Genomic DNA, 19737 nt, shown 5'->3' with positions numbered 1-19737 from the left:
TTTTTATATAGATGAGGTTTAAATGAAAATTTCTCAAAAGCAAATTAAACTACTAATAACTTTACTAAAAGATCCAAAGAAATTTTTAATTGCACTTTTTTTATTTGCTTTTGCTTATATTTTAAATTATGATAGTGGCTCATACATTAATGCTAAAGTAAGTCGTGTAGTAGATGGGGATACTATTGAGGCTAAATTTGAAGATGAAAAACTTAAAATTAGACTTTTTGGTATAGATGCACCTGAAAGTGATCAAGCTTATGGAAAGATGGCTGCGCAATTTTTAAATGCAATTGTCTTGAATAAAGAAGTGGTTTTGAATGTAAAAGATGAGGATAAATATGGTAGAATTTTAGCCATTGTGTATTTAAATGATAAAGATATCAATCAAGTTATGGTTAAAAATGGTTTTGCTTGGGCTTATGAACATTATAGTGATTTATATGTAAATGAGCAAAATTATGCCAAAGAAAATAAAAAAGGCTTATGGGTAGATGAAAATCCTATAGAGCCTTACAAATGGCGTAAACAAATAAGATTAAAATAGGAAAAGAGATGTTTAAAAAAATATTTTTCATTGGATTTTTAGCATTATTTTTTGGTGGTTGTTTTGTAAATGAAAGAGGAATTTCAAACCGCTTTTATGATGATTGTAAAGAATATTATGATGCAAGCGGGACTTACCATAAAGAATGCCCAAAGAATTGGGTGGATTTACCTTTAACCCCCGATTCCTTTTAAAACAGCATTTAATTCCTCTGGAGTAGCATCTTGCTTGGAGGTTTCTTGTTGGTTTTGACTGCTAGAGCTTGTGCTTTGACTTTGTTTTAATTTAAATATATGATCATCTGTGGTGATTACTTGAAAAGATGCATCGAAAATTTTAATATCATTTACAAAGCCAACTACTTTAACCTCTCTTTTTCTTGAATCATCGCTAAATAGAGCGCTTGCTTCAAGATTTAAAACATCTCCAACTTTTAAAGGCGCATAAAAAAAGCTTCTTGAGCCTATTAAGACGCTAAATTCTTTATTGATTGCAGCTTGAGCTATATAATTTGCCGCATTAAATACAAAACCACTATGCACTAATCCTAGCTCATCTACTGCCATATCATGGGTTGTGATTAAGATACCTTTAGCAAAGTTTTTTTCTATATGAGAAATACTTCCTGCTAAAGCATTATTTATCCCTGGACAAGTGATAAGTTCTGATTTAATGCGATTTAATTCTTCAGGGTCTATTAGCTCTTCTATAGTAACAGCACTTACTGTTCTTGCCATTTTTACACCTTTAATTTAACATAAACTCTTTTTGGTGCTTCATAGCCTTCACAAGTTAAATTTGAGTCATTTTCGTCTAAAAATTGATCTAAAGAATAAGAATCAATCCATTGTGTTTTTCTTTGTTCTTCAAAATCAGTTTGTTTGGTTGCTATAACTTCAAATTCACTAAATCCAGCTCTATAACACCAATTTCTTAAACCCAATATCGACGGAATGAAAAAAATATTTGGTATTTTTGAATAAGTTTTTTGAGGGATAAGTGCAATTTCTCTTTCATCTTCTATATACATAGTATCTAAAAAGACTACGCCATCTTTATTTAAAGATTGCTTGAGTTGTTTTAGCATGGCTATAGGATCACTGCGATGATAAATTACGCCAAGACAAAAAATTACATCAAATTTTATGCCATAATTTGGTACATCAGCCACACCTAAAAGCTCATATTGTATAGGAGTTTTTGCAATAGAGTTTAAAAGTAAAAATTGCAAATAATACTTAATAGAAGGATCAAAACCTATGAGTTTTGAAGGATTAAATTCAAGCATTTTAAACATATAATAACCATTATTACAACCAATATCTGCAACCACTTTGCCTTTGATTTCTTGCATATAAGGCTTTAATATGTTAAATTTAATAAAACTTTGCCACTCTGTATCTATGAACAAATCATTGATTTTAAAAGGTCCTTTGCGCCAAGGTTTTAATTCTAAGGCAATGTCTTTAATCTCATTATCTAAACTTTTATCGCAAAAAATATCAAAACTTTCGTTTATTAGATAATTTGAGTTTTTAACTTTTGTACTAAGTTTTTGAATTTTTTCATATAAAGGATATTTTAAAACTTGCTTTAATAAAGCATTATCTTGCATATTTTTCCTTAAAAAACTCCCTTATTTGGGAGTTTTTATTATTGAAGTAGGCTTGCTAGTTTAGTTTGTAGCATTACATTTGAGTGAGCATTTGCAAACAAAAACGCATTTTCTTTTAGGTAATTTGCATTAAAATCATTAATATTTTGCGCTAAGTCATTATTTTGCAATTTGCTTTCAGCTTCTTTAGTGTTAATGCTAGTTTGCAAAGATGAGTTGATATTAGAATGGATAGCATTGATCCCAGCACCAATATCTGCGCGTAAAGAACCTACTTGATCTTGAAAATCGCGAATTCCATCTTGGTTTTCAAGGCTTAAGTTTGCCGTGCTTGGTTGATTTAAATTGATACTTTCAACCCCAGATCCAACAACAAAATCCATACTTTGGAAAACATTTTTTCCATTAAAAGTCGCGTTTGAAAATGCATCATTGATCGAGCTGATGAGCTTATTTGCTTCAGCATTTAGCATGCTTTTTTGTCTATCATTTAATGCAGCACTATTTGAGCGTACTGAAAGTTCGTTAAGTCTATCTGCAGTAGCTGAGATATTATTTAATGTCGAATCAGCAATTTGTAAAACACCTACTGAATCATAAGCATTTAAAATACCTTGATCTATGGTGCTATACTGACTTCTTAAAGAATCAGCTATGGCTAAATTTGCCCCATCACTCCCATCTATAGCACGCATTGCGGCTATATTTTCTAAAGCTTTTTCTTGGCTTTTTTGCGCTTGATTTAAGTAATGGTTTTGTTGAGTTGTCCCTATATCGCCTATTTTCATCTTTGACTCCTTTTAAAGACTTATTTTATTATATCATTTTTTTGTTTTAAAATTTAAAAAAAATAAAATTACTTGTGATAACATGATAATTTTCATCACAACTTCACTTGCACTATGAATTTTTATAAATTCTTGAGTCTTAGTTGCTTCTTCTCCTAAGCTTTGTGCTTCTAAAACATAAGCAGTGAAGTAAAATACAAAAAGCAAACTTAGTGCCAAAATGATTAAAGAAAGCATGAATTTTGAAAAATTTATTTTAAAAGTTAAATTTTTATCCTTAAATGAGAAAATTTCCATTAAAATAGATAAAACACTCACACCTAGTAAAACAAAACCAAATTGCACAAAAATGTGTGTCATTAAAAGTCCGCTTTGAAAATGAGTTAAAACCCCTTCGCCTATGAATTTAGCAGGATAAAATATAGTCGGAGCTAAAAATACACCTATGCTAATTTCAATCCCAATTAAACTTGCTAATAAAAATAAATATATTGATTTCATATTTTCTCCTATAAAAAGATAATTATAGTCTAATTTTTTAAATTCCACGCAACAAAGGCTCTATCAAATCCATTATAATCTTGATAAAAAGTAGCTTTAAAATCATTTTCTTCTAAAATTTTATTTAAAATTGCTTTTTGATCATAGCCAAACTCACACGCTAAGACTTTTGTGTTATGGTTTTTGGCAAAAAGGATAATTTCATGTAAAATTTCCCAACCTTTATCCCCGCCAAATAAAGCATTATGCGGTTCATTTTGCACCCATTTATCCAAAGGATAATTATTTTTTATATAAGGAGGATTAGAAAAAATAAAGTCAAAATTTCCTTGCATATTTTTAAAATCACAAAGTTGAAAATCAATCAAATTTGAAACATTATGAAAATCTGCATTTTTTTTAGCAAGATCTAGTGCTTTTGGATTAATATCGCAAGCTTGTATAAAAATTTGCTTTAACTTTGCTAGAGAGATACTTAAAATTCCACTCCCAAAGCCAATTTCAAGTATATTTTTAAAAGAGTTATGATCTAAAATTTCTAAGCATCTTTCAAGTAATATTTCACTATCAAAACGCGGTATTAAAACCCCTTTTTCAATAAAAAAATCTAAACCATAAAACTGTGTTTTTTGAAATAAATACTCAAAAGGCTCGCCATTTAAAAATTTATCTACGTATTCTAAAAAAACTTTTTCATCGATTTGAAATTCAGGATTTAAAAAAATCCAAGCCTTATCTTTTTGTAAAAGCTCACAAAGAATAAAAAGTATATATTCTTTGTGAGTAGGATCTTTTGCGTAAGCTTGCTTTAAGGCCTGTTTGATTGAAATCATTGCAAAGCTTTAATTCTATCGCAAATACAAGGATGACTTAGATGAAAGAAAGTATAAATTTTACTTGTTTTAACAAAGGCTTTATTTTCTTTTGCTAAAGCTATGAGGGCATTTTTCATATCTTCTTTAGAACTAAGTTTTGCTCCATGTAAGTCAGCATTAAATTCATTTTTTTGACTCATTTTATTAAGTAGCGGGGAGATAATAAAAGTAAAAATATTTCCAAAAATCAATAAAAGCGCAAAAACTCCAGCATTTACTCCATCTAAATGACTTTCAATATAAAAAAAGCTTGGTAAATGTGCAAAGATAAAAAATAAAGCAAAAAGCATCAAAGCACTAGAAAATAACATTTTTAGTAAATCTTTATGCACAAAATGTCCTAGCTCATGACCTAAAACAGCGATGAGTTCTTTTTCTTTTAAAGCATTTAAAAGTGTATCAAAAAGCACCACTCTTTTGCTTTTAAATAAACCGCCAAAATAAGCATTTAATCTTTTGTCCCTTTTGCTTGCATCAATAACATAAACACCATTTGCACTAAAGCCACATTTTTGCATTAAATTGGTGATTTTTTCTAATAAATTTTCATCTTCAAGTTTTTTCATTTTATTAAACATAGGTGCAATAAGAGTAGGGTAGATGAGATTTATAATAAGTATGATTATAAAGCTTAAAGCAAAAGCAACAATCCACCAGTATGTGCTAAAAAATTCAAAACAAAACACTAAAGCATAGATGATTAAAAAGCCAAAAATAAGCATTAGGGCTAAAGATTTAATGCTGTCTTTAATAAAAAGTGCTAAAGTCATATTTGAAAAGCCGTGTTTTTTATCTTTTATAAAGCTTTCATAATAACTAAGTGGTAAATTTAAAATACTAATAATAAATAAAAATGTAAGTAAAAATAAAGTATTTTCTAAAGTAGAATTTTCTTTTATAAAAATTTCTTTTAAATACAAAAAACCAAAGCTAATCCAAGAAATATTAATCATCAGATTATAAAGATTAGAAAAGATTTTGTATTTTTCATTTTCTATGGCGATATTTGCAGCATTTTTATAATCATGCTCATTTAAAATAATTGCTTGTTTTTCTCTTTCTTTTTTTAAAAAAGAAATTTGCATATAAGATATAAAAACCAAAAAGGCCGTGTAAATACATAAAATAGTTATTAAAGTCATAATTTTTCCTTAAATAAATTTGAGTAATTTTATCTTATTTAAAATATATAAAGTTAATCAGTGCTTTCACTTTTTTCCAAAACCTTAAAATAAGCTTCTTCTAAAATACTAAGTTCATTTTCTAAGGAATTTAGCTTTTCATAAAGGGTATTTATACCTAGTTCTTGATAGATTGCAGGATTGCTTAGGGCATTTTTGATTTCTTTGATTTCTTCTTCTAATTTATGAATTTTATCAGGATATGAGTTTAAAATTTCATTTTCTTTATAGCTTAGTTTTTTACTTGATTTTTCTTTTGTTTTTACACTTGTTGTGGTGTTTGTTTCTAAACTTTTTGAAAATTCTTCAAAGTCTTTGTATTCTTTTTCATTTTCTAAATATTCGCTGTAAGAAAGAACTTCTATATTAATATTTGCATTATCTTCAAAAGCATAAAGTTTAGTTGCTATTTTATCAACAAAGTATCTATCATGTGATACAAGCAAAATCGCACCTTCAAAAGAAAGTAAATATTCTTCTAAAATATTAATCGTAGCTATGTCTAAATCATTTGTTGGTTCATCTAAGATTAACACATCATATTCTTTAATAAAAAGCAAGGCTAGGGCAACTCTGTTTTTCTCTCCTCCGCTTAAAACACTTACGCTTTGTTCTAAAAATTCTTTTGGAAATAAAAATTGTTTTAAATACCCATAAACATGCATATTTTTACCACGCATTTGAATATGATCACCACCATTTGGGCAAAAAATTTCTAAAAGTTTTTTATCGGTATTGAGTAAGCTTCTACTTTGATCAAAATAGCCTATTTTAACTTCACCTCTTTTAATTTCCCCGCTATCAAGTGGAATTTGATCAAGTAAAATTTTTAAAAAAGTAGATTTGCCACAGCCATTTTTACCTACTATGGCTATGCGTTCACCTTGTAAAATTCGTGCATTAAAGTCTTTAAAAAGTGTCTTGTTAGCGATAGATTTTGAGATATTTTTAAGTTCAAAAAGCATTTTTTTGCGATTTTGACTTTGGATTTGATTGAAATTTTTACTTGCTCTTTTAATCTCAAGTTGTAAGCGTTTGATAGCTCCTGGGTTTTTCTTGGCTTCTTCGCGCATTTTAAAAATGCGTTCTTTACGCCCTTCGTTGCGCTTAAGTCTAGCTTTAACTCCTCTTCTTAGCCATTCTTCCTCACTTTTTAGTTGCTTAAGCAAGGTTTCATGGCTTTTGGCTAAAGAAGCTAAAATAGCTGCTTTTTTTTCTAGATATTGTGTGTATCCGCCTTCAAAAACACTTAATTTTCCTGCTTCTATTTCTACGCATTTTTGCGCTATCGCATCGATAAAATATCTATCATGAGAGATGAAAATAACACACATTTTAGAAGCTTTCAATCTTTCTTCTAAAAAGCTACTCATATATACATCTAGGTGGTTGGTTGGTTCATCAAGCAATAATATATCAGGATTTTTCAGCAAAAGCGTGCAAAGTCCTACACGTCTTATTTCTCCTCCGCTTAAAGAGCAAAGTGCTCTGTCTTTATACTCTAATAGCTTAAACTCTTCTAGTATTCTTTGTATTTTTTGATCTAAATTCCATGCATCTTTTGAATCTATAAATAAACTTAATTCATCTACTTTTTTTAAATATTCTTTATTTTCAGGATCAAGAGCTAGTTTTTCGTTATAGTTTTCAAATTCTTTTAAGGCTTGATAAATTTCTTTAAGTTCTTTTTTGATGGCTTCGCTCGCACTTAAGGTGCTTTCAAAGCTTACTTGTTGGCTTAGTATGCCTATGCTAGTGTTATTTTGTTTAATCACTCTACCGCTATCTAGTTTTAAAGTTCCCATAAGGGCTTTTAAAAAGCTTGATTTTCCTTCGCCATTTTTACCTATAATGGCGATTTTTTCTCCTAAATTTGCACTAAAATTTGCATTTTCTAAAACTATTTTTGTATTAAATTTCTTATTTGCATCGATTAAATCTATTAAAGCCAAATTTCTTTCCCAAATGTTTTTTGCGATTTTACTTTAAAAAGTATTAATTTTGCTTAAATAAAATTACACTATGAGAGTGTTTGTTTTTTTTACTTTATTAGTTTTATTTTTTGCTTTGGCAAATTGGTATATTTATAAAAGATTTTTAAGTAAGGTTGATTTTTTAAAACCTTATAAGAAATTTGTATTAGCTCTTGTTTTAATGGTTTTTGCATGTGAATTAATCTTTTTTGTAAATATGCGCGGGGATTTTTTACATGAAAAGCTTTATTATATTTTAGCTATTTTTCCTACTATTACTTGCTTTTTCTTGCTTTTTGGAGTGGTTTTTGAAATTGGTTCTTGGATTTTCTTTAACGAAAATAAAAAAGAGCAAATTTTTAGCCTTCAAAGAAGAAAGTTTTTAAAATTAATTTTTGATTCTTGGCTTATTATACTTAGCGTTAGTATGGTGTTTAAAGGCTTTGTAAATGCTATCAGCACGCCTAAGGTTAATGAGGTAGATATTAAAATTAAAAATTTAAAAGAAGATTTAAACATAGCTTTGCTTTCTGATGTGCATTTAGGGAAAAATTTAGGTGAAGATTTTTTAAAAACCTTAATTGATGAGGTTAATGCTTTAAATGTTGATATAATCATCATAGCTGGGGATTTAATCGATGCAGATATAGCTAGTATGTCTTATATTAATTTATTAGAAAATTTTAAATCAAAATATGGCACTTATTTTGTTTATGGAAATCATGAGTATTATAATGATATAAATGCGATAAGCAAAAAGCTTAAAACGCTTAAGAATTTCAAAGTTTTAGAAGATGAAAGTATTGATTTTGGAGATTTTACTTTAAGTGGGACTTTGGATTTGGCTGCTAAACGTTTGGGTTTTAAAGAAAGCAATATAGAAAAAATTAAAACTCAAATCAATCAAGAAAAAGTTAATATTTTAATCACGCATCAGCCAAAATATGTAAAAACTTATGATGTGAGTGGGTTTGATTTGATTTTATCAGGACATACACACGCAGGACAAATTTTCCCTTTTTCTTTGCTAGTATATTTAGAGCAAGGCTTTGTGTATGGGCTTTATAAATTAAGCAAAGATAGTTTGCTTTATGTAAGCAGTGGGGCTGGATTTTGGGGACCTGCTGTGAGATTTTTAGCTCCTAGTGAGATAGCTTTGATTAGATTAAAAGGAGAATAAGTGGGATTTAGCAATAGTGCTTCAAAAATGTTTGGAATCATAGCAAAATATAAATTTCCAAAAATTATACAAAAAAATATAAATAAAGCTTATGTAAATGCTTTCAATATCAATATGAGTGAATTTAAATCCTTAGAAGAATATGAGAGCTTAAATGCTTTATTTACAAGAACTTTGTTAAATGAGCGAGAATTAGAAGATGGCTTTATAAGTCCAAGTGATGGTAAAATTTTAGAACTTGGAAGTAGTTTTCAAAATGACTTAAAAGAAAATTTAGCCTTTAGCATTAAAGGTTCAAGTTATAGTATAGAAGAGCTTTTAAAAAACTCAGCTAGTAAAGAAGAATTAAAAAATGGCATAGATTATGCAAATATTTATTTATCTCCAAAAGATTATCATCATTATCATGCACCTTGTAATATGCAAATTTTAAGTGCTACTTATATGAGCGGGGCTTTATTTAGAGTGAGTGAGGCAAAGTTGGCTAAGATTATAAACCTTTATACTAAAAATGAAAGAGTGGTTTTAAAGTGCTTAGTGGAAGGAAAATTTATACTTTGGATGGTATTTGTGGGTGCGCTAAATGTAGGTAAAATGCATTTTAGTTTTGATACTAGTATACAAACTAATGCTGCAAATTTTGATTTTACTCATACTTATGATGGGCTTTTTGTAAAAAAAGGTCAAAGGCTTGGAAATTTTGAGCTAGGTTCGACGATAGTTTTAATTGCCCAAAAAGGGTTTTTAAAATTTAGTAAAAACGCTTATGAGCAAGTTGAATTTTCTAAGAAGATTGCGGATTTTGCTTAGTCTCATCTTCATTAGCAACTTTATACAAAAAGGCAAAAATTTCAGCCACCGCTTTATACATATTAGGTGGGATTTCATCGCCTAAGTCAAGCTTGCTAAGAACTTCTACTAAGTCTTTATCCTCTTTTATGGGTATGCCATTTTCTTTGGCTAAAGAGATGATTTTAGCAGCGTTTTCACCTTTGGCATTAGCTAGGATTTTTGGTGCATTTTGATCTTCTTTGTTATAACCTAGTGCAACGGCTTTTTTTGTTTTTTTAGCCATTTTTAAGCCCTTGTATCAAAACCCATATTAAAGTCATTGTATTCTTTTTGATTGTGAAATTTGCTTTTAACTATATCGCTGATGAAAAAATTAGAGCTTAGAAGTCCTACTTTAACCAAGGCTTTTTTTAACTCACGTGCTCTTTCATAAAGTTTTTTTCTAAAATTAACATTTTCTATCATCATATTTATATCAATGTATTTATCATTACTTAGAGATAAAAATACATTGATTTTTCCTAATTTTTCAAATTCAAGATTAATTTGCGCATAAAATTTATCTTTTTTGCCACGTTTAAAAACTACATTAGATTTTTCTAAATCATCCCAAAAGAAAGGTAAAAAAGTATGAATGCTATTATTAGCCAAAGATAAAAGCTGATTAAACTCAAGCTGAGCTATAAGACGATTTGCTTGATTTAGTATGCTTTCATTGTCTAAATTTTTAGCCAGATTAGAAACTTGCAAAAGAGTGGATTTAATGTCTTTTTGTAATTCTGAAGAAATTTCTGCGGTATCTTTTGGAGTAATTTTTCCAAGATCTTTTATAGAAAGTTCTAATTTTTTTTCTATATTTTTTATATCATCTAAAGAATTTTTTGCTTCATAATTTTTAGAATCTAAAGCTTTTAAAACCTCATTGAGTTTTCTTCCTATTAGGCCTAGTTCTTTGTTAAGATTATTTAAAAGCTCTTCTTGTCGATTTTGGCTAAAATTAAGATTTTTACTTACATTTTGTTTAAAAATATCTTCTAGTAAAATTTTACCTGAAGTACTTTTAAATATATCTTCTAATTTAGTGTTATTTGTTTGTAAATTTTGACTTTTATTATCATTTTTGTTTAAATCTTCAGTATTTTTTTGTGGTGTTTTTTCTTCTTTTGTGTTTTGAATTTCTTTATCTTTTATCATGCTTTCTTGTTTTTGTTGAGTTTCTTTTTTATCCTCTGTGTTTTTTTGCGGAGTTTTTATTTCCTCTTTTGATTCTTCTTTGATGTCTTTAGTATGTGGAGTTTTATTTAAATTTTCTTGTGTTATTTCAGTTTTGTTTTTATGATTTTTTATGTCTTTTAAAAGTGTTATAAGATCTTTAATGCTTTGACTAAGCTCTTTTAATATATGTGTATTTTGAATTTTTATATTTTCAGGTTTGGCTAATTCTTTGTTGATAAGTGCTAAATTTTTACTGAGATTTTTAATGAAATTATTAGCAATATTTTGTAGCTTTTCTTGGCTAATAGAGTTTGGGTTTTTATTGATATAGTTTTTAAAATTTTCTATTTTATCAAATAGCTTAAAAAGTGTCTTGTAGTTTGTATTTTCTAAAGAAATTTTATTATCTTTTTTGTGATTTTGTAAGATGTGAATAAGTTCTTTTAAGGTGCTTGTGGTGTCAAGATTTTTAAGATCTAAATTACTTATATCGCGTTTTAGATTTTCACTAGTAGCCCCTTTTATGGTATTTAAAAGATTAAAAAAGCTTTGTGGTAAATTTTGCTCTTTTAAAGAATGATTGAGTTTTGCTTCTAAAAATACACCTGAATTTTTTACCAAAGATGAAAGATTTTTATTGTTGATATCTTTAGCGGGTTTAACTAGATCTTCTAAAACTTTAAGCAGTTTTTCAAATTCAGGTTTTTTAGAAAGCTCTGCTTGAAGTTTTTTAACTTCATTGGCAAAATTAGGTGCAAAATTTAAATCTTTGTGATTTTTTAATACTGCTAAATCAGGATCTTTGTTGGTTTTGATTTGATCTAAAAGTTTATTTAATAATTCTTGTAATTTTTGATCGATTTTGCTTACATAATCTTTAGGTAATTTGATTTCGGGATCATTTTTAGAAAATAAAGGATTTTTTAAAGCATCATTAAGTGAGGTTTTTTTGTCTGATTTCTCACTTTTGTTCTCTTTGTTTGTTTCGTTTTTTGCAAATTGATTTTGATTGTTAGAAATATTAGTTATCATCTAGCATTACCATATTACCTGGTTTTCTTTTAAATTTGGTTAGATTTTTAAATTTTGGTTTATCTATGGTAAAGGCAATTAAAACAGTTAATAAAACAATGTAAAAATACATAAAACCATTGCCTTCAAAATAATACATCAAAGTTCCAAGCACAGCAGGCGCAAATAAAGCACCAAAAGAATAAGTAAAAAGAACCGCTCTGCCAAGCTCAACTCTTTTGCTAGAATCTTCAAGCATGTCATTTGCTCTAGCTAAAGAAAGAGCATATAAACAACACATTCCCATACCCAGTAAAAAGCCAAAAAAGTATTTTAAATAAATATTATAGCTTAATAATAAAATACAAAGCATAGCACTTAAAGCAGTAAAAGCGCATAAAATAATAGCAAATTTACGACTAATTTTATCAGAAAGGGTTCCGATGAAAAGTTGAGATATAAATCCTCCTAACATGGTACAAAATATAAAAATCGAAGCTTCTTTTGCGCCAAATCCTTGTATGAGTATAAATAAAGAAGCCATGGAGAAAAATCCATTCAAAAGCATACCTGCTATAAAGCTTGTCACTAAAGCTAAAGGCACTATATCAAAAACTTTAGGGATGGAAATTTTGGTTTTTTGTGGTAAAACCGGCTCTTTAATACGGATTAAAAATAAAGGAATAGAGGCAAACATAATAAAACTAGCGCTTAAAATAAATACTGTATTACTTGGGAAGTCAAAGGACATAAGTAAAATTCCAAAGCCTGATGATGAGTAAAATACTACTTCATAAAAGGCTATTACTCTTGAGCGAATAGCATTTTTTGCTTTTTCATTAAGCCATGATTCTATGACCATTAAAAGTGCATAATAGCAAAAACCAAGCAAAAATCTCAAAACCATCCAAAAATAAAGATTAGAGTTTAAACTATGAAGCATAGTAGCTATACCAAAAATGATGGCAAAAATTCCAAAAGATCTTATATGTCCTACTTTAGAGACTATCCTATGAGCACTAATAGTGCTTACCATAGCACCAAGAAAATAACAACTTCCTATTATCCCTATATAAAAATTACTAACATCGTTATGTTTTAAAATAATTGCTATAGAATTTACCGTTAAAGCACTTCCTATAAAAACAAAAATCATACCAAAAAACAATGCAGTTAACGATCTAATCGTTCTTTTTGAGCTCAACATTTTCTTATTAAAAAATTATATATTAATACCGCTATGGGTGTGACAAACATTGCACAAAACAAGGCAAAAATACTCATTAAGCCTTGAAACTCTAAAAATAAAAATCCTGCTATTAAAAACACATAAGCAAAAATTTTAAACAAAGAAAAAAAAGCTAATGCGTTTTTAAAAATACTTTTAAATTTTGGTTTTAAATCGTCATCTATATGGATAAATTTTATAATTTTTGGCAAAGAATATTGTTTTTTAGCAAAAATTTGTAAGGGTCTTTGAGTAAAAGTGTAATTTTTAGCAGCCTTATAAATAAAATTTTTGTAATTTAAAAAAGAAAATAAAATGATCAAATTTTGAGCTAAAAATCCAAATTCAAAACTGATGAATAATTCAAAGCTTATTCCTTTATAGAAAAAAACTCCTGCTAAGAAAAGTAAATTTAATCCTAGCAAGAGTTTTAGTAAAATTTTAGGCTTTAGGATCATTTTTTTAAATCTTTATAGCGATTTTCTTCTTTAAATTCCTCATAGCTTTTTACTTGTGCTTTGTAAGCTTTATAAACATTTAAAATCGCTGCAGCTACTCCTATAAACACTCCTACCCAAAAAAGCCAAATAATGCCGGTTAAGTTTTTTAAAAAATAGCCTATACTAACCCCGATTAAAACAGCTACAACCATGGATATGCCAAGGCTTAATCCATCTGCAGCTTCTATACCTTTGCGAATGATTTTTTGTCTTTTATTCATAGGGCTTTAAAACTTTCTTGTGCTGCTTGTATAGTTTTATCAATGATTTTTTTATCCATACATTCACATATAAAACCTGTTTCAAATTGAGATGGTGCTAAATACACACCTTTGCTTAGCATTTGTGCATGAAATTTAGCAAATAATTTAGTATCTGATTTTAAAGCATCTTGATAATTATTAACAGGGTTTTCACAAAAGAAAAATCCAAACATAGAACCAACGCAATTAACTTGCAAAGGAATTTTGCAATCATTTGCAGCTTCTTTAAAGCCTTGAGTAAGTCTTTTACCTAGTTTTTCTAATTTTTCATATAAACCTTCATAATTTCTTGCTTTTTTTAAGCTCGCATAACCTGCAGCCATAGCAAGAGGATTGCCACTTAGTGTTCCTGCTTGATATACCCCGCCCAAAGGACTTAATAAATCCATAATTTCAGCTCTTGCAGCAAAAGCAGCCGCAGGCATACCTCCGCCTATAACCTTACCAAAAGTTACTATATCAGCTTTTATATTATTAATTCCAAAAGAGCCTAGGTATGAAGCTCTAAAGCCACTCATAACTTCATCAAAAATTAAAAGAATTTGATGTTCATCACATAGTTTTCTTAGCTCTTGTAAAAATTCTATTTTAGCAGGTACTAAGCCCATGTTTCCTGCAATTGGCTCTATAATGATACAAGCTATATTATCATCATTATTGATTAAGTTTTTAACACTATCAATGTCATTATAAATAGCTACTAGAGTATTTTTAGCTACATCGGTTAATACTCCTAGTGAGCTTGGGGTGTTAAAAGTAGCGGCGCCACTTCCAGCACTTACTAGTAAAGAATCAGAATGCCCATGATAACACCCTTCGAATTTGATGATTTTATCTTTTTTGCTAAATCCTCTTGCAAGACGAATAGCACTCATAGTAGCTTCTGTGCCACTGCTTACAAAGCGTATTTTGTCTAAATGCGGCCAATCTTTTAGGATAAATTTAGCTAATTTAGTTTCAGCTAGGGTTGGTGCGCCAAAGCTTGAACCGTGTTCTAATGCTTTTTTACAAGCTTTTTCAATACCCTCATCACAATGTCCAAAAAGTAAAGGCCCCCAACTTTGTACATAATCTATATAAGTATTATCTTCTATATCGCTAATATAAGCACCTTTTCCTTGCTTGATAAATAAAGGATTGCTACCTACACTTGCAAAAGCACGCACAGGAGAATCAACCCCACCTGCTATATATTCATAAGCTTCTTCAAAGGCCTTTTTATTATTTTTCATTTTTTACTCCTTTTGTTGTTAGTAATATAATCATAAAGCGATTTCATCTCATCTTCTGTTAATGAGTAAGTTGGCATAATGCTTTTTGCCTCTTGAGGTTGGCTTAAAATTTCTCTAAAACGTGTATAAGGAGTGTTTTTAATACTTGGCACTATAAAAGGTGTTTTTTCTCCATTTTTAGTATAATATCCTAGTATTTGTTGTCCTCCATCACCATGACATTTAGCACAACTTATGCCTCTTGGATTTTTGTAAAGGGATTCTTGGTATTCTTTAGGTGAGATAAAATCTTCAGCCCAAACACCATAAACTATAAAAAACAAAAATAAAATAATTTTCATTTATCACCTTTAACAAAAAAGAAGTTTTATTATGATACAATTTTTTAAGTTAAAGAAAGCTATAAATTTAAGGAAAGAAATGACACTTTTAGATGGTAAAAAGCTAAGTGATGAGATAAAAAATAATCTAAAACAAGAAGTATTAGAACTTAAAACCCAAAGTATAGAGCCTTGTTTGGCCGTGATTTTGGTAGGTGAAGATCCTGCTAGTGCTACTTATGTGGGTTCTAAAGCAAAGGCTTGTGAGCAATGCGGGATTAAGTCTTTGGTTTATAGACTTGATGTAAACACAACTCAAAATGAGCTTTTGGCTTTGATTAATACCCTAAATCATGATGATAGTGTTGATGGAATTTTAGTTCAGCTTCCATTACCAGCACATATTAATAAAGATATCATCCTAGAAAGTATTAATTTTAATAAAGATGTAGATGGTTTTCATCCTTTTAATGTCGGGAATTTAAATTTAAATTTAAAAGGTGGTTTTTTGCCATGTACACCTTTGGGTGTTATGAAAATTTTAGAGCATTATGATATAAAATTACAAGGTGCTGATGTGGTTGTAATAGGAGCTTCTAATGTAGTAGGTCGTCCCATGGCTACACTTTTATTAAATGCTAATGCTAGTGTGAGTATTTGTCATATTTATACAAAAGATTTAAAAGCTTATACAAAAAATGCTGATATTATCATCGTAGCAGCAGGTTGTCCAAATCTTTTAAAAGAAGATATGGTTAAAGAGGGTGTGATAGTAGTTGATGTAGGGATTAATAGGGTTAATGGAAAAATAGTAGGTGATGTTGATTTTGAAAATGTAAGCAAAAAAGCTAGTTATATTACTCCTGTGCCAGGAGGGGTAGGACCTATGACTATAGCAATGCTTTTAGAAAATACTATAAAATCAGCTAAAAATAGGATTAAAAAATGAATTTTCTGAAAAAAATCTATAAATTCACACAATCTTGGACAGGAACTTTAATAGTTGTTTTATTGGTTATATTTTTCTTTATACAAGCTTTTACCATACCAAGTGGTTCTATGAAAAATACTTTATTAGTGGGGGATTTTTTATTTGTAAAAAAATTTTCTTATGGTATTCCAACTCCGCATATTCCTTGGATAGAAGTGCCTGTTTTACCTGATTTTAATAAAAATGGACATTTAGTAAGTGCTGAGGGTCCTAAAAGAGGAGATATTGTAGTATTTAGATATCCACATGAGCCAAAAATCCACTATGTAAAAAGATGTGTGGCTAAGGGCGGAGATGAGGTTGTTTTTGCAAATAAAACCTTATATGTGCGTATGGTTGAGGGTGATGAATATATGAAAGATTATTATCCTAATAAAACAAAAATCATAGGCGGAAGGCTTTTTGTAAAAGAACCTTTTGTAGAAAAAGGAATACATTATGATTCTAGAGTGGATATAGAAAGTGTATTTTTTCGCTATTTAAATTTAGGTCAATTTGCTATGAAGCCCGCTTCTTTTGATGAATTAGGTGCTAATAATATTTATGGTTTTAATGCTTATTATTATAAAGTTCCTGAAAATGAGTATTTTATGATGGGAGATAACCGTGATCACTCTAGTGATAGTAGATTTTGGGGGAGTGTAGATTATAAATATATAGTTGGTCAACCTTGGTTTATTTATTTTTCATGGGATGAAAATAAAAAAGTTAGATGGGAAAGAGTAGGGCGTTTGGTTGAAACTATAGAAAAAGATGAGCGTTTTATCCATCATAATGAAAGCGATATAGAAGCTTTGGAATAATTACTCAAAGAAACAATGTAAAATTTTTATGTGTAGAAAATGTATAGTTTCTACACAAATTTATAAAAATATACACTCTTAATTTTATTCGTAGATTTTTTTAAGCTCCAAGTTGTAACAATTAACACAAATAAAAATCAAAGCAAAAATAAAGGATAAAAAATGCTAAGTCAAAGATCTCAAAATTTAGGAGAATCCTTAACTTTAGTAATGACTGATATAGCCAAAACTTTAAAAGCAAATGGTGAAAAAGTTATTAGTTTTTCAGCAGGTGAGCCTGATTTTGATACTCCAGAAATCATTAAAAAAGCAGCAATTGAAGCTATTGAAAAAGGTTGCGGGGCTTATACACCTGTTGTGGGTATAAAAGAAGTTATAGAAGCTATACAATATAAATTTAAAAATGATAATAATTTAGAATATAAAGCAAGTGAAATCATTACCAATGTTGGTGCTAAACATTCTTTGTTTATGGCAATTGAGTGTTTAGTTGAAGAAGGTGATGAGGTTATTATACCAAGTCCTTATTGGGTAAGTTACCCTGAAATGGTGAAATTTGCAGGCGCAACTCCTGTATTTATAGAAGGTGAAGCAAAAAATGGCTTTAAAATCACTCCTGAGCAATTAAAACAAGCTATTACTCCAAAAACAAAGGTTTTGATGTTTAATTCCCCATCAAATCCTACAGGTGCTATATATTCTAAAGAAGAAATTACTGCTTTAGCTAAGGTTTTAGAAGGAACTAAAATCGTAGTTTTAAGTGATGAGATTTATGAAAAATTAGTTTATGATGGAGAATTTTGTGCTTTTGCGCAAGTGAGTGAAGATGCTTTAAATAGAACTGTAAGTATTAATGGTCTTAGTAAATGCGGTGCTATGCCAGGATGGCGTTTTGGTTATATGGCAAGTAAAATGAGTGAGTTTAATAATGCTGTTAAAAAACTACAAGGACAAAGCACTTCAAATATCTGTTCAATCATTCAGCATGCAGCTTTACCAGCCTTACTTGGAAAAGCAGATAGTGATATTGAAATGATGAGACAAGCCTTTTTAAAGCGTAGAGAATTAGCGTGTGAAATTTTAGCTAAAAGCGATAAGTTAAAATTAGAACAAATTCCACAAGGAGCTTTTTATTTATTTATCTCTTGTAAAGAAGTTGATAGTGATTCTATGAGATTTTGTAAAAGATTATTAGAAGAGCAAAAAGTAGCTTTAGTACCAGGCATAGGTTTTGGTATGGAAGGGTATTTTAGACTTTCTTATGCAACTAATGAAAAAGATATCATTGAAGGTTGTGAAAAAATCGTTGAATTTGTAAAAAACTACTAATTTTTTAAGCCTGTTAAAAACAGGCTTTCTTTCAAAAAAACTTATAAGCAAGTCTTTGGTATGATTATGCAAAAAATATAGGAAAATCAATGGAATTTGAAGTTCAATATAAAAGTGCAAATGCTAGAGCTTGTCGTATAAAAACTACACATAGTGAAATTTTAACTCCCATCTTTATGCCAGTTGGAACTTTGGCTGCGATTAAAAGTTTAGATGCTGTTGATATGAGTGAGATTTTAAACGCAAAAATCATTTTAGCAAATACTTATCATTTGTATTTAAGACCAGGATCTAAGGTGATTAAACAAATGGGTGGCTTGCATGGTTTTAGTAAATTTAATGGATCTTTTTTAACAGATAGTGGAGGCTTTCAAGCTTTTTCTTTAAGTAAAAATTCAAAACCTGATGAAAAAGGAATTCAGTTTAAAAGTCATATTGATGGAAGTTTGCATTATTTTACCCCGCAAAGTGTTTTAGATGCTCAGTATGATTTTAACTCAGACATTATGATGATTTTAGATGATTTAGTGGCATTGCCTGCAAGTAAAGAAAGGATAGAGCTTTCTTTAAAACGCACTATAAAATGGGCAAAAGAAGCTATTGATTATCACAAGCTAAAGCAAAGTCAAGGTGTGGGAGTAGGGCAGAATATTTTTGGTATTATTCAAGGTGGTACTGATTTTGAAGCTAGAAAAATTTGTTCTCAAGCACTTTGTGAGATGGATTTTGATGGACTTGCTATAGGTGGATTGAGCGTAGGAGAAGAAAATGAGGCTATGTATGATACGGTTGAAGCTATGATGCCTTATGTAGATAATAATCGTCCTAGATATTTAATGGGAGTTGGCACACCTGAAGATTTAGTAGAAAATGTAGCAAGAGGTGTTGATATGTTTGATTGTGTGATGCCAACAAGAAATGCAAGAAATGGAACTTTATTTACTAGCTTTGGAAAATTTAATATCAAAAAAGCAGAATTTATCACTGATCATGCTCCTATAGACAGCAAATGTTCTTGCTATTCATGTAAAAACTTTTCAAGGGCTTATTTGAATCATTTATTTAAAGCTAAAGAATTAACCTTTTTTAGACTTGCAAGTATTCATAATTTGCATTATTATCTAAATTTGGTAAAGCAAATGCGTGAAGCTATTATCAAAGACGAATTTGAAAATTTTAGAAAGGAATTTTATAGACAAAGAATGTAAGTAAAGTGGTACGCCCAAGAGGATTCGAACCTCTGACCTTTTGAACCGCAATCAAATGCTCTATCCAGCTGAGCTATGGGCGCAAAATAAAAGAGTAATTTTATCAAAAAATTCTTAAAATTAGCAAAAACAAGTAATTTTATAGAATTTTTATATTTTTATGCTAATCTTCTTTGAATAATATT

At 29.3% G+C, this 19737-nt stretch carries 22 protein-coding genes and 1 tRNA gene; 8 read left to right on the top strand and 15 right to left on the bottom strand.

What is annotated here, in order from left to right; all coding sequences use genetic code 11:
• Nucleotides 1-22 precede the first annotated feature (22 nt).
• Nucleotides 23-547, top strand: a complete 525-nt coding sequence (locus CAMP5121_RS01785) for a thermonuclease family protein (protein WP_263663983.1) — start codon at nt 23-25, stop codon at nt 545-547.
• 8 nt (nt 548-555) lie between these two features.
• Complete coding sequence (locus CAMP5121_RS01780) at nt 556-741, top strand: hypothetical protein (RefSeq protein WP_039668212.1); 186 nt, start codon at nt 556-558, stop codon at nt 739-741.
• Here CAMP5121_RS01780 and CAMP5121_RS01775 read toward each other — a convergent pair.
• From CAMP5121_RS01775 to abc-f, 7 genes are read right to left on the bottom strand one after another with little or no spacing between them, the layout of a single operon-like run.
• Nucleotides 721-1284, bottom strand: a complete 564-nt coding sequence (locus CAMP5121_RS01775) for a hypothetical protein (protein WP_263663982.1) — start codon at nt 1282-1284, stop codon at nt 721-723. The genes CAMP5121_RS01780 and CAMP5121_RS01775 overlap by 21 nt on opposite strands.
• 2 nt (nt 1285-1286) lie before the next feature.
• Entirely contained in the window at nt 1287-2162 is an 876-nt protein-coding gene (gene cmoB, locus CAMP5121_RS01770; RefSeq protein ID WP_337214635.1) for a tRNA 5-methoxyuridine(34)/uridine 5-oxyacetic acid(34) synthase CmoB, read from the bottom strand.
• A 38-nt stretch (nt 2163-2200) separates the two neighbouring features.
• Nucleotides 2201-2950 (bottom strand): flagellin, encoded by a 750-nt coding sequence (locus tag CAMP5121_RS01765; RefSeq protein ID WP_263678887.1) that lies wholly within the window; start codon nt 2948-2950, stop codon nt 2201-2203.
• A 33-nt stretch (nt 2951-2983) separates the two neighbouring features.
• Nucleotides 2984-3451: a DUF4149 domain-containing protein gene (locus CAMP5121_RS01760; RefSeq protein ID WP_337214634.1), complete on the bottom strand. Its 468-nt coding sequence runs from the start codon at nt 3449-3451 to the stop codon at nt 2984-2986.
• A gap of 29 nt (nt 3452-3480) precedes the next feature.
• Nucleotides 3481-4281 carry a HemK/PrmC family methyltransferase gene (locus CAMP5121_RS01755; RefSeq protein WP_337214658.1) on the bottom strand — a complete coding sequence of 267 codons (801 nt, stop codon included), beginning with the start codon at nt 4279-4281 and terminating at the stop codon, nt 3481-3483.
• Nucleotides 4281-5468 carry a M48 family metallopeptidase gene (locus tag CAMP5121_RS01750; RefSeq protein ID WP_337214633.1) on the bottom strand — a complete coding sequence of 396 codons (1188 nt, stop codon included), beginning with the start codon at nt 5466-5468 and terminating at the stop codon, nt 4281-4283. Before CAMP5121_RS01750 ends, CAMP5121_RS01755 begins: the two co-directional genes overlap by 1 nt.
• Before the next feature lie 53 nt (nt 5469-5521).
• Nucleotides 5522-7459, bottom strand: a complete 1938-nt coding sequence (gene abc-f, locus CAMP5121_RS01745; protein ID WP_337214632.1) for a ribosomal protection-like ABC-F family protein — start codon at nt 7457-7459, stop codon at nt 5522-5524.
• A 70-nt stretch (nt 7460-7529) separates the two neighbouring features.
• Between abc-f and CAMP5121_RS01740 the strand changes: the two genes are divergently transcribed.
• Nucleotides 7530-8660: a metallophosphoesterase gene (locus tag CAMP5121_RS01740; RefSeq protein WP_263678895.1), complete on the top strand. Its 1131-nt coding sequence runs from the start codon at nt 7530-7532 to the stop codon at nt 8658-8660.
• On the top strand, nt 8661-9470 hold the full coding sequence (locus CAMP5121_RS01735; RefSeq protein WP_337214631.1) for a phosphatidylserine decarboxylase: 810 nt from the start codon (nt 8661-8663) through the stop codon (nt 9468-9470).
• On the opposite strand, the gene CAMP5121_RS01730 is transcribed toward CAMP5121_RS01735, so the two are convergent.
• From CAMP5121_RS01730 to CAMP5121_RS01700, 7 genes are read right to left on the bottom strand one after another with little or no spacing between them, the layout of a single operon-like run.
• Nucleotides 9445-9735 (bottom strand): FlhB-like flagellar biosynthesis protein, encoded by a 291-nt coding sequence (locus CAMP5121_RS01730; protein WP_039617937.1) that lies wholly within the window; start codon nt 9733-9735, stop codon nt 9445-9447. The genes CAMP5121_RS01735 and CAMP5121_RS01730 overlap by 26 nt on opposite strands.
• 2 nt (nt 9736-9737) lie before the next feature.
• Nucleotides 9738-11699: a flagellar hook-length control protein FliK gene (locus CAMP5121_RS01725; RefSeq protein ID WP_337214630.1), complete on the bottom strand. Its 1962-nt coding sequence runs from the start codon at nt 11697-11699 to the stop codon at nt 9738-9740.
• Nucleotides 11689-12882 carry an MFS transporter gene (locus CAMP5121_RS01720; protein ID WP_337214657.1) on the bottom strand — a complete coding sequence of 398 codons (1194 nt, stop codon included), beginning with the start codon at nt 12880-12882 and terminating at the stop codon, nt 11689-11691. The genes CAMP5121_RS01725 and CAMP5121_RS01720 overlap by 11 nt, the downstream gene beginning before the upstream one ends.
• Nucleotides 12879-13364 carry a hypothetical protein gene (locus CAMP5121_RS01715; RefSeq protein WP_337214629.1) on the bottom strand — a complete coding sequence of 162 codons (486 nt, stop codon included), beginning with the start codon at nt 13362-13364 and terminating at the stop codon, nt 12879-12881. The genes CAMP5121_RS01720 and CAMP5121_RS01715 overlap by 4 nt, the downstream gene beginning before the upstream one ends.
• Nucleotides 13361-13627, bottom strand: coding sequence for an AtpZ/AtpI family protein (locus tag CAMP5121_RS01710; RefSeq protein WP_337214628.1), 267 nt, complete (start codon nt 13625-13627; stop codon nt 13361-13363). Before CAMP5121_RS01710 ends, CAMP5121_RS01715 begins: the two co-directional genes overlap by 4 nt.
• Nucleotides 13624-14901, bottom strand: coding sequence for a glutamate-1-semialdehyde 2,1-aminomutase (gene hemL / locus CAMP5121_RS01705; RefSeq protein ID WP_337214627.1), 1278 nt, complete (start codon nt 14899-14901; stop codon nt 13624-13626). The genes CAMP5121_RS01710 and hemL overlap by 4 nt, the downstream gene beginning before the upstream one ends.
• The gene (locus CAMP5121_RS01700) at nt 14898-15242 is read right to left on the bottom strand and encodes a c-type cytochrome (RefSeq protein ID WP_012661297.1); all 345 of its coding nucleotides are present in this window, start codon (nt 15240-15242) and stop codon (nt 14898-14900) included. Before CAMP5121_RS01700 ends, hemL begins: the two co-directional genes overlap by 4 nt.
• Before the next feature lie 79 nt (nt 15243-15321).
• Here CAMP5121_RS01700 and folD point away from each other — a divergent pair, with 79 nt between their 5' ends.
• The 4 genes from folD to tgt all read left to right on the top strand — a co-directional run bounded on the left by folD (nt 15322) and on the right by tgt (nt 19552).
• Entirely contained in the window at nt 15322-16170 is an 849-nt protein-coding gene (folD, locus tag CAMP5121_RS01695) for a bifunctional methylenetetrahydrofolate dehydrogenase/methenyltetrahydrofolate cyclohydrolase FolD (RefSeq protein ID WP_337214626.1), read from the top strand.
• Nucleotides 16167-17015: a signal peptidase I gene (lepB, locus tag CAMP5121_RS01690; RefSeq protein WP_337214625.1), complete on the top strand. Its 849-nt coding sequence runs from the start codon at nt 16167-16169 to the stop codon at nt 17013-17015. The genes folD and lepB overlap by 4 nt, the downstream gene beginning before the upstream one ends.
• A 162-nt stretch (nt 17016-17177) precedes the next feature.
• Nucleotides 17178-18344, top strand: a complete 1167-nt coding sequence (locus CAMP5121_RS01685; RefSeq protein ID WP_263707064.1) for a pyridoxal phosphate-dependent aminotransferase — start codon at nt 17178-17180, stop codon at nt 18342-18344.
• An 89-nt stretch (nt 18345-18433) separates the two neighbouring features.
• Nucleotides 18434-19552, top strand: a complete 1119-nt coding sequence (gene tgt, locus CAMP5121_RS01680) for a tRNA guanosine(34) transglycosylase Tgt (RefSeq protein ID WP_337214624.1) — start codon at nt 18434-18436, stop codon at nt 19550-19552.
• Nucleotides 19553-19558: 6 nt separating this feature from the next.
• Here the strand turns inward: tgt and CAMP5121_RS01675 are convergent.
• A tRNA-Arg gene (locus CAMP5121_RS01675) sits at nt 19559-19635 on the bottom strand.
• Nucleotides 19636-19737 lie beyond the last annotated feature (102 nt).

Source organism: Campylobacter sp. 2352 PW (assembly GCF_024723575.1).
Taxonomy (GTDB): domain Bacteria; phylum Campylobacterota; class Campylobacteria; order Campylobacterales; family Campylobacteraceae; genus Campylobacter_D.
The sequence above is the reverse complement of the archived record's forward strand: the minus strand, read 5'-3'. Positions and strand labels throughout refer to the sequence as shown.

Bases quoted from the DNA above. Each gene is read 5' to 3' on its own strand.
- hemL (WP_337214627.1), bottom strand. From the start codon at position 14,901: ATGAAAAATAATAAAAAGGCCTTTGAAGAAGCTTATGAATATATAGCA.
- tgt (WP_337214624.1), top strand. From the start codon at position 18,434: ATGGAATTTGAAGTTCAATATAAAAGTGCAAATGCTAGAGCTTGTCGT.
- CAMP5121_RS01725 (WP_337214630.1), bottom strand. From the start codon at position 11,699: ATGATAACTAATATTTCTAACAATCAAAATCAATTTGCAAAAAACGAA.
- CAMP5121_RS01700 (WP_012661297.1), bottom strand. From the start codon at position 15,242: ATGAAAATTATTTTATTTTTGTTTTTTATAGTTTATGGTGTTTGGGCT.
- CAMP5121_RS01685 (WP_263707064.1), top strand. From the start codon at position 17,178: ATGCTAAGTCAAAGATCTCAAAATTTAGGAGAATCCTTAACTTTAGTA.
- CAMP5121_RS01785 (WP_263663983.1), top strand. From the start codon at position 23: ATGAAAATTTCTCAAAAGCAAATTAAACTACTAATAACTTTACTAAAA.
- lepB (WP_337214625.1), top strand. From the start codon at position 16,167: ATGAATTTTCTGAAAAAAATCTATAAATTCACACAATCTTGGACAGGA.
- CAMP5121_RS01760 (WP_337214634.1), bottom strand. From the start codon at position 3,451: ATGAAATCAATATATTTATTTTTATTAGCAAGTTTAATTGGGATTGAA.
- CAMP5121_RS01715 (WP_337214629.1), bottom strand. From the start codon at position 13,364: ATGATCCTAAAGCCTAAAATTTTACTAAAACTCTTGCTAGGATTAAAT.
- CAMP5121_RS01780 (WP_039668212.1), top strand. From the start codon at position 556: ATGTTTAAAAAAATATTTTTCATTGGATTTTTAGCATTATTTTTTGGT.
- folD (WP_337214626.1), top strand. From the start codon at position 15,322: ATGACACTTTTAGATGGTAAAAAGCTAAGTGATGAGATAAAAAATAAT.
- cmoB (WP_337214635.1), bottom strand. From the start codon at position 2,162: ATGCAAGATAATGCTTTATTAAAGCAAGTTTTAAAATATCCTTTATAT.
- CAMP5121_RS01750 (WP_337214633.1), bottom strand. From the start codon at position 5,468: ATGACTTTAATAACTATTTTATGTATTTACACGGCCTTTTTGGTTTTT.
- CAMP5121_RS01740 (WP_263678895.1), top strand. From the start codon at position 7,530: ATGAGAGTGTTTGTTTTTTTTACTTTATTAGTTTTATTTTTTGCTTTG.
- CAMP5121_RS01775 (WP_263663982.1), bottom strand. From the start codon at position 1,284: ATGGCAAGAACAGTAAGTGCTGTTACTATAGAAGAGCTAATAGACCCT.
- CAMP5121_RS01765 (WP_263678887.1), bottom strand. From the start codon at position 2,950: ATGAAAATAGGCGATATAGGGACAACTCAACAAAACCATTACTTAAAT.
- CAMP5121_RS01710 (WP_337214628.1), bottom strand. From the start codon at position 13,627: ATGAATAAAAGACAAAAAATCATTCGCAAAGGTATAGAAGCTGCAGAT.
- CAMP5121_RS01730 (WP_039617937.1), bottom strand. From the start codon at position 9,735: ATGGCTAAAAAAACAAAAAAAGCCGTTGCACTAGGTTATAACAAAGAA.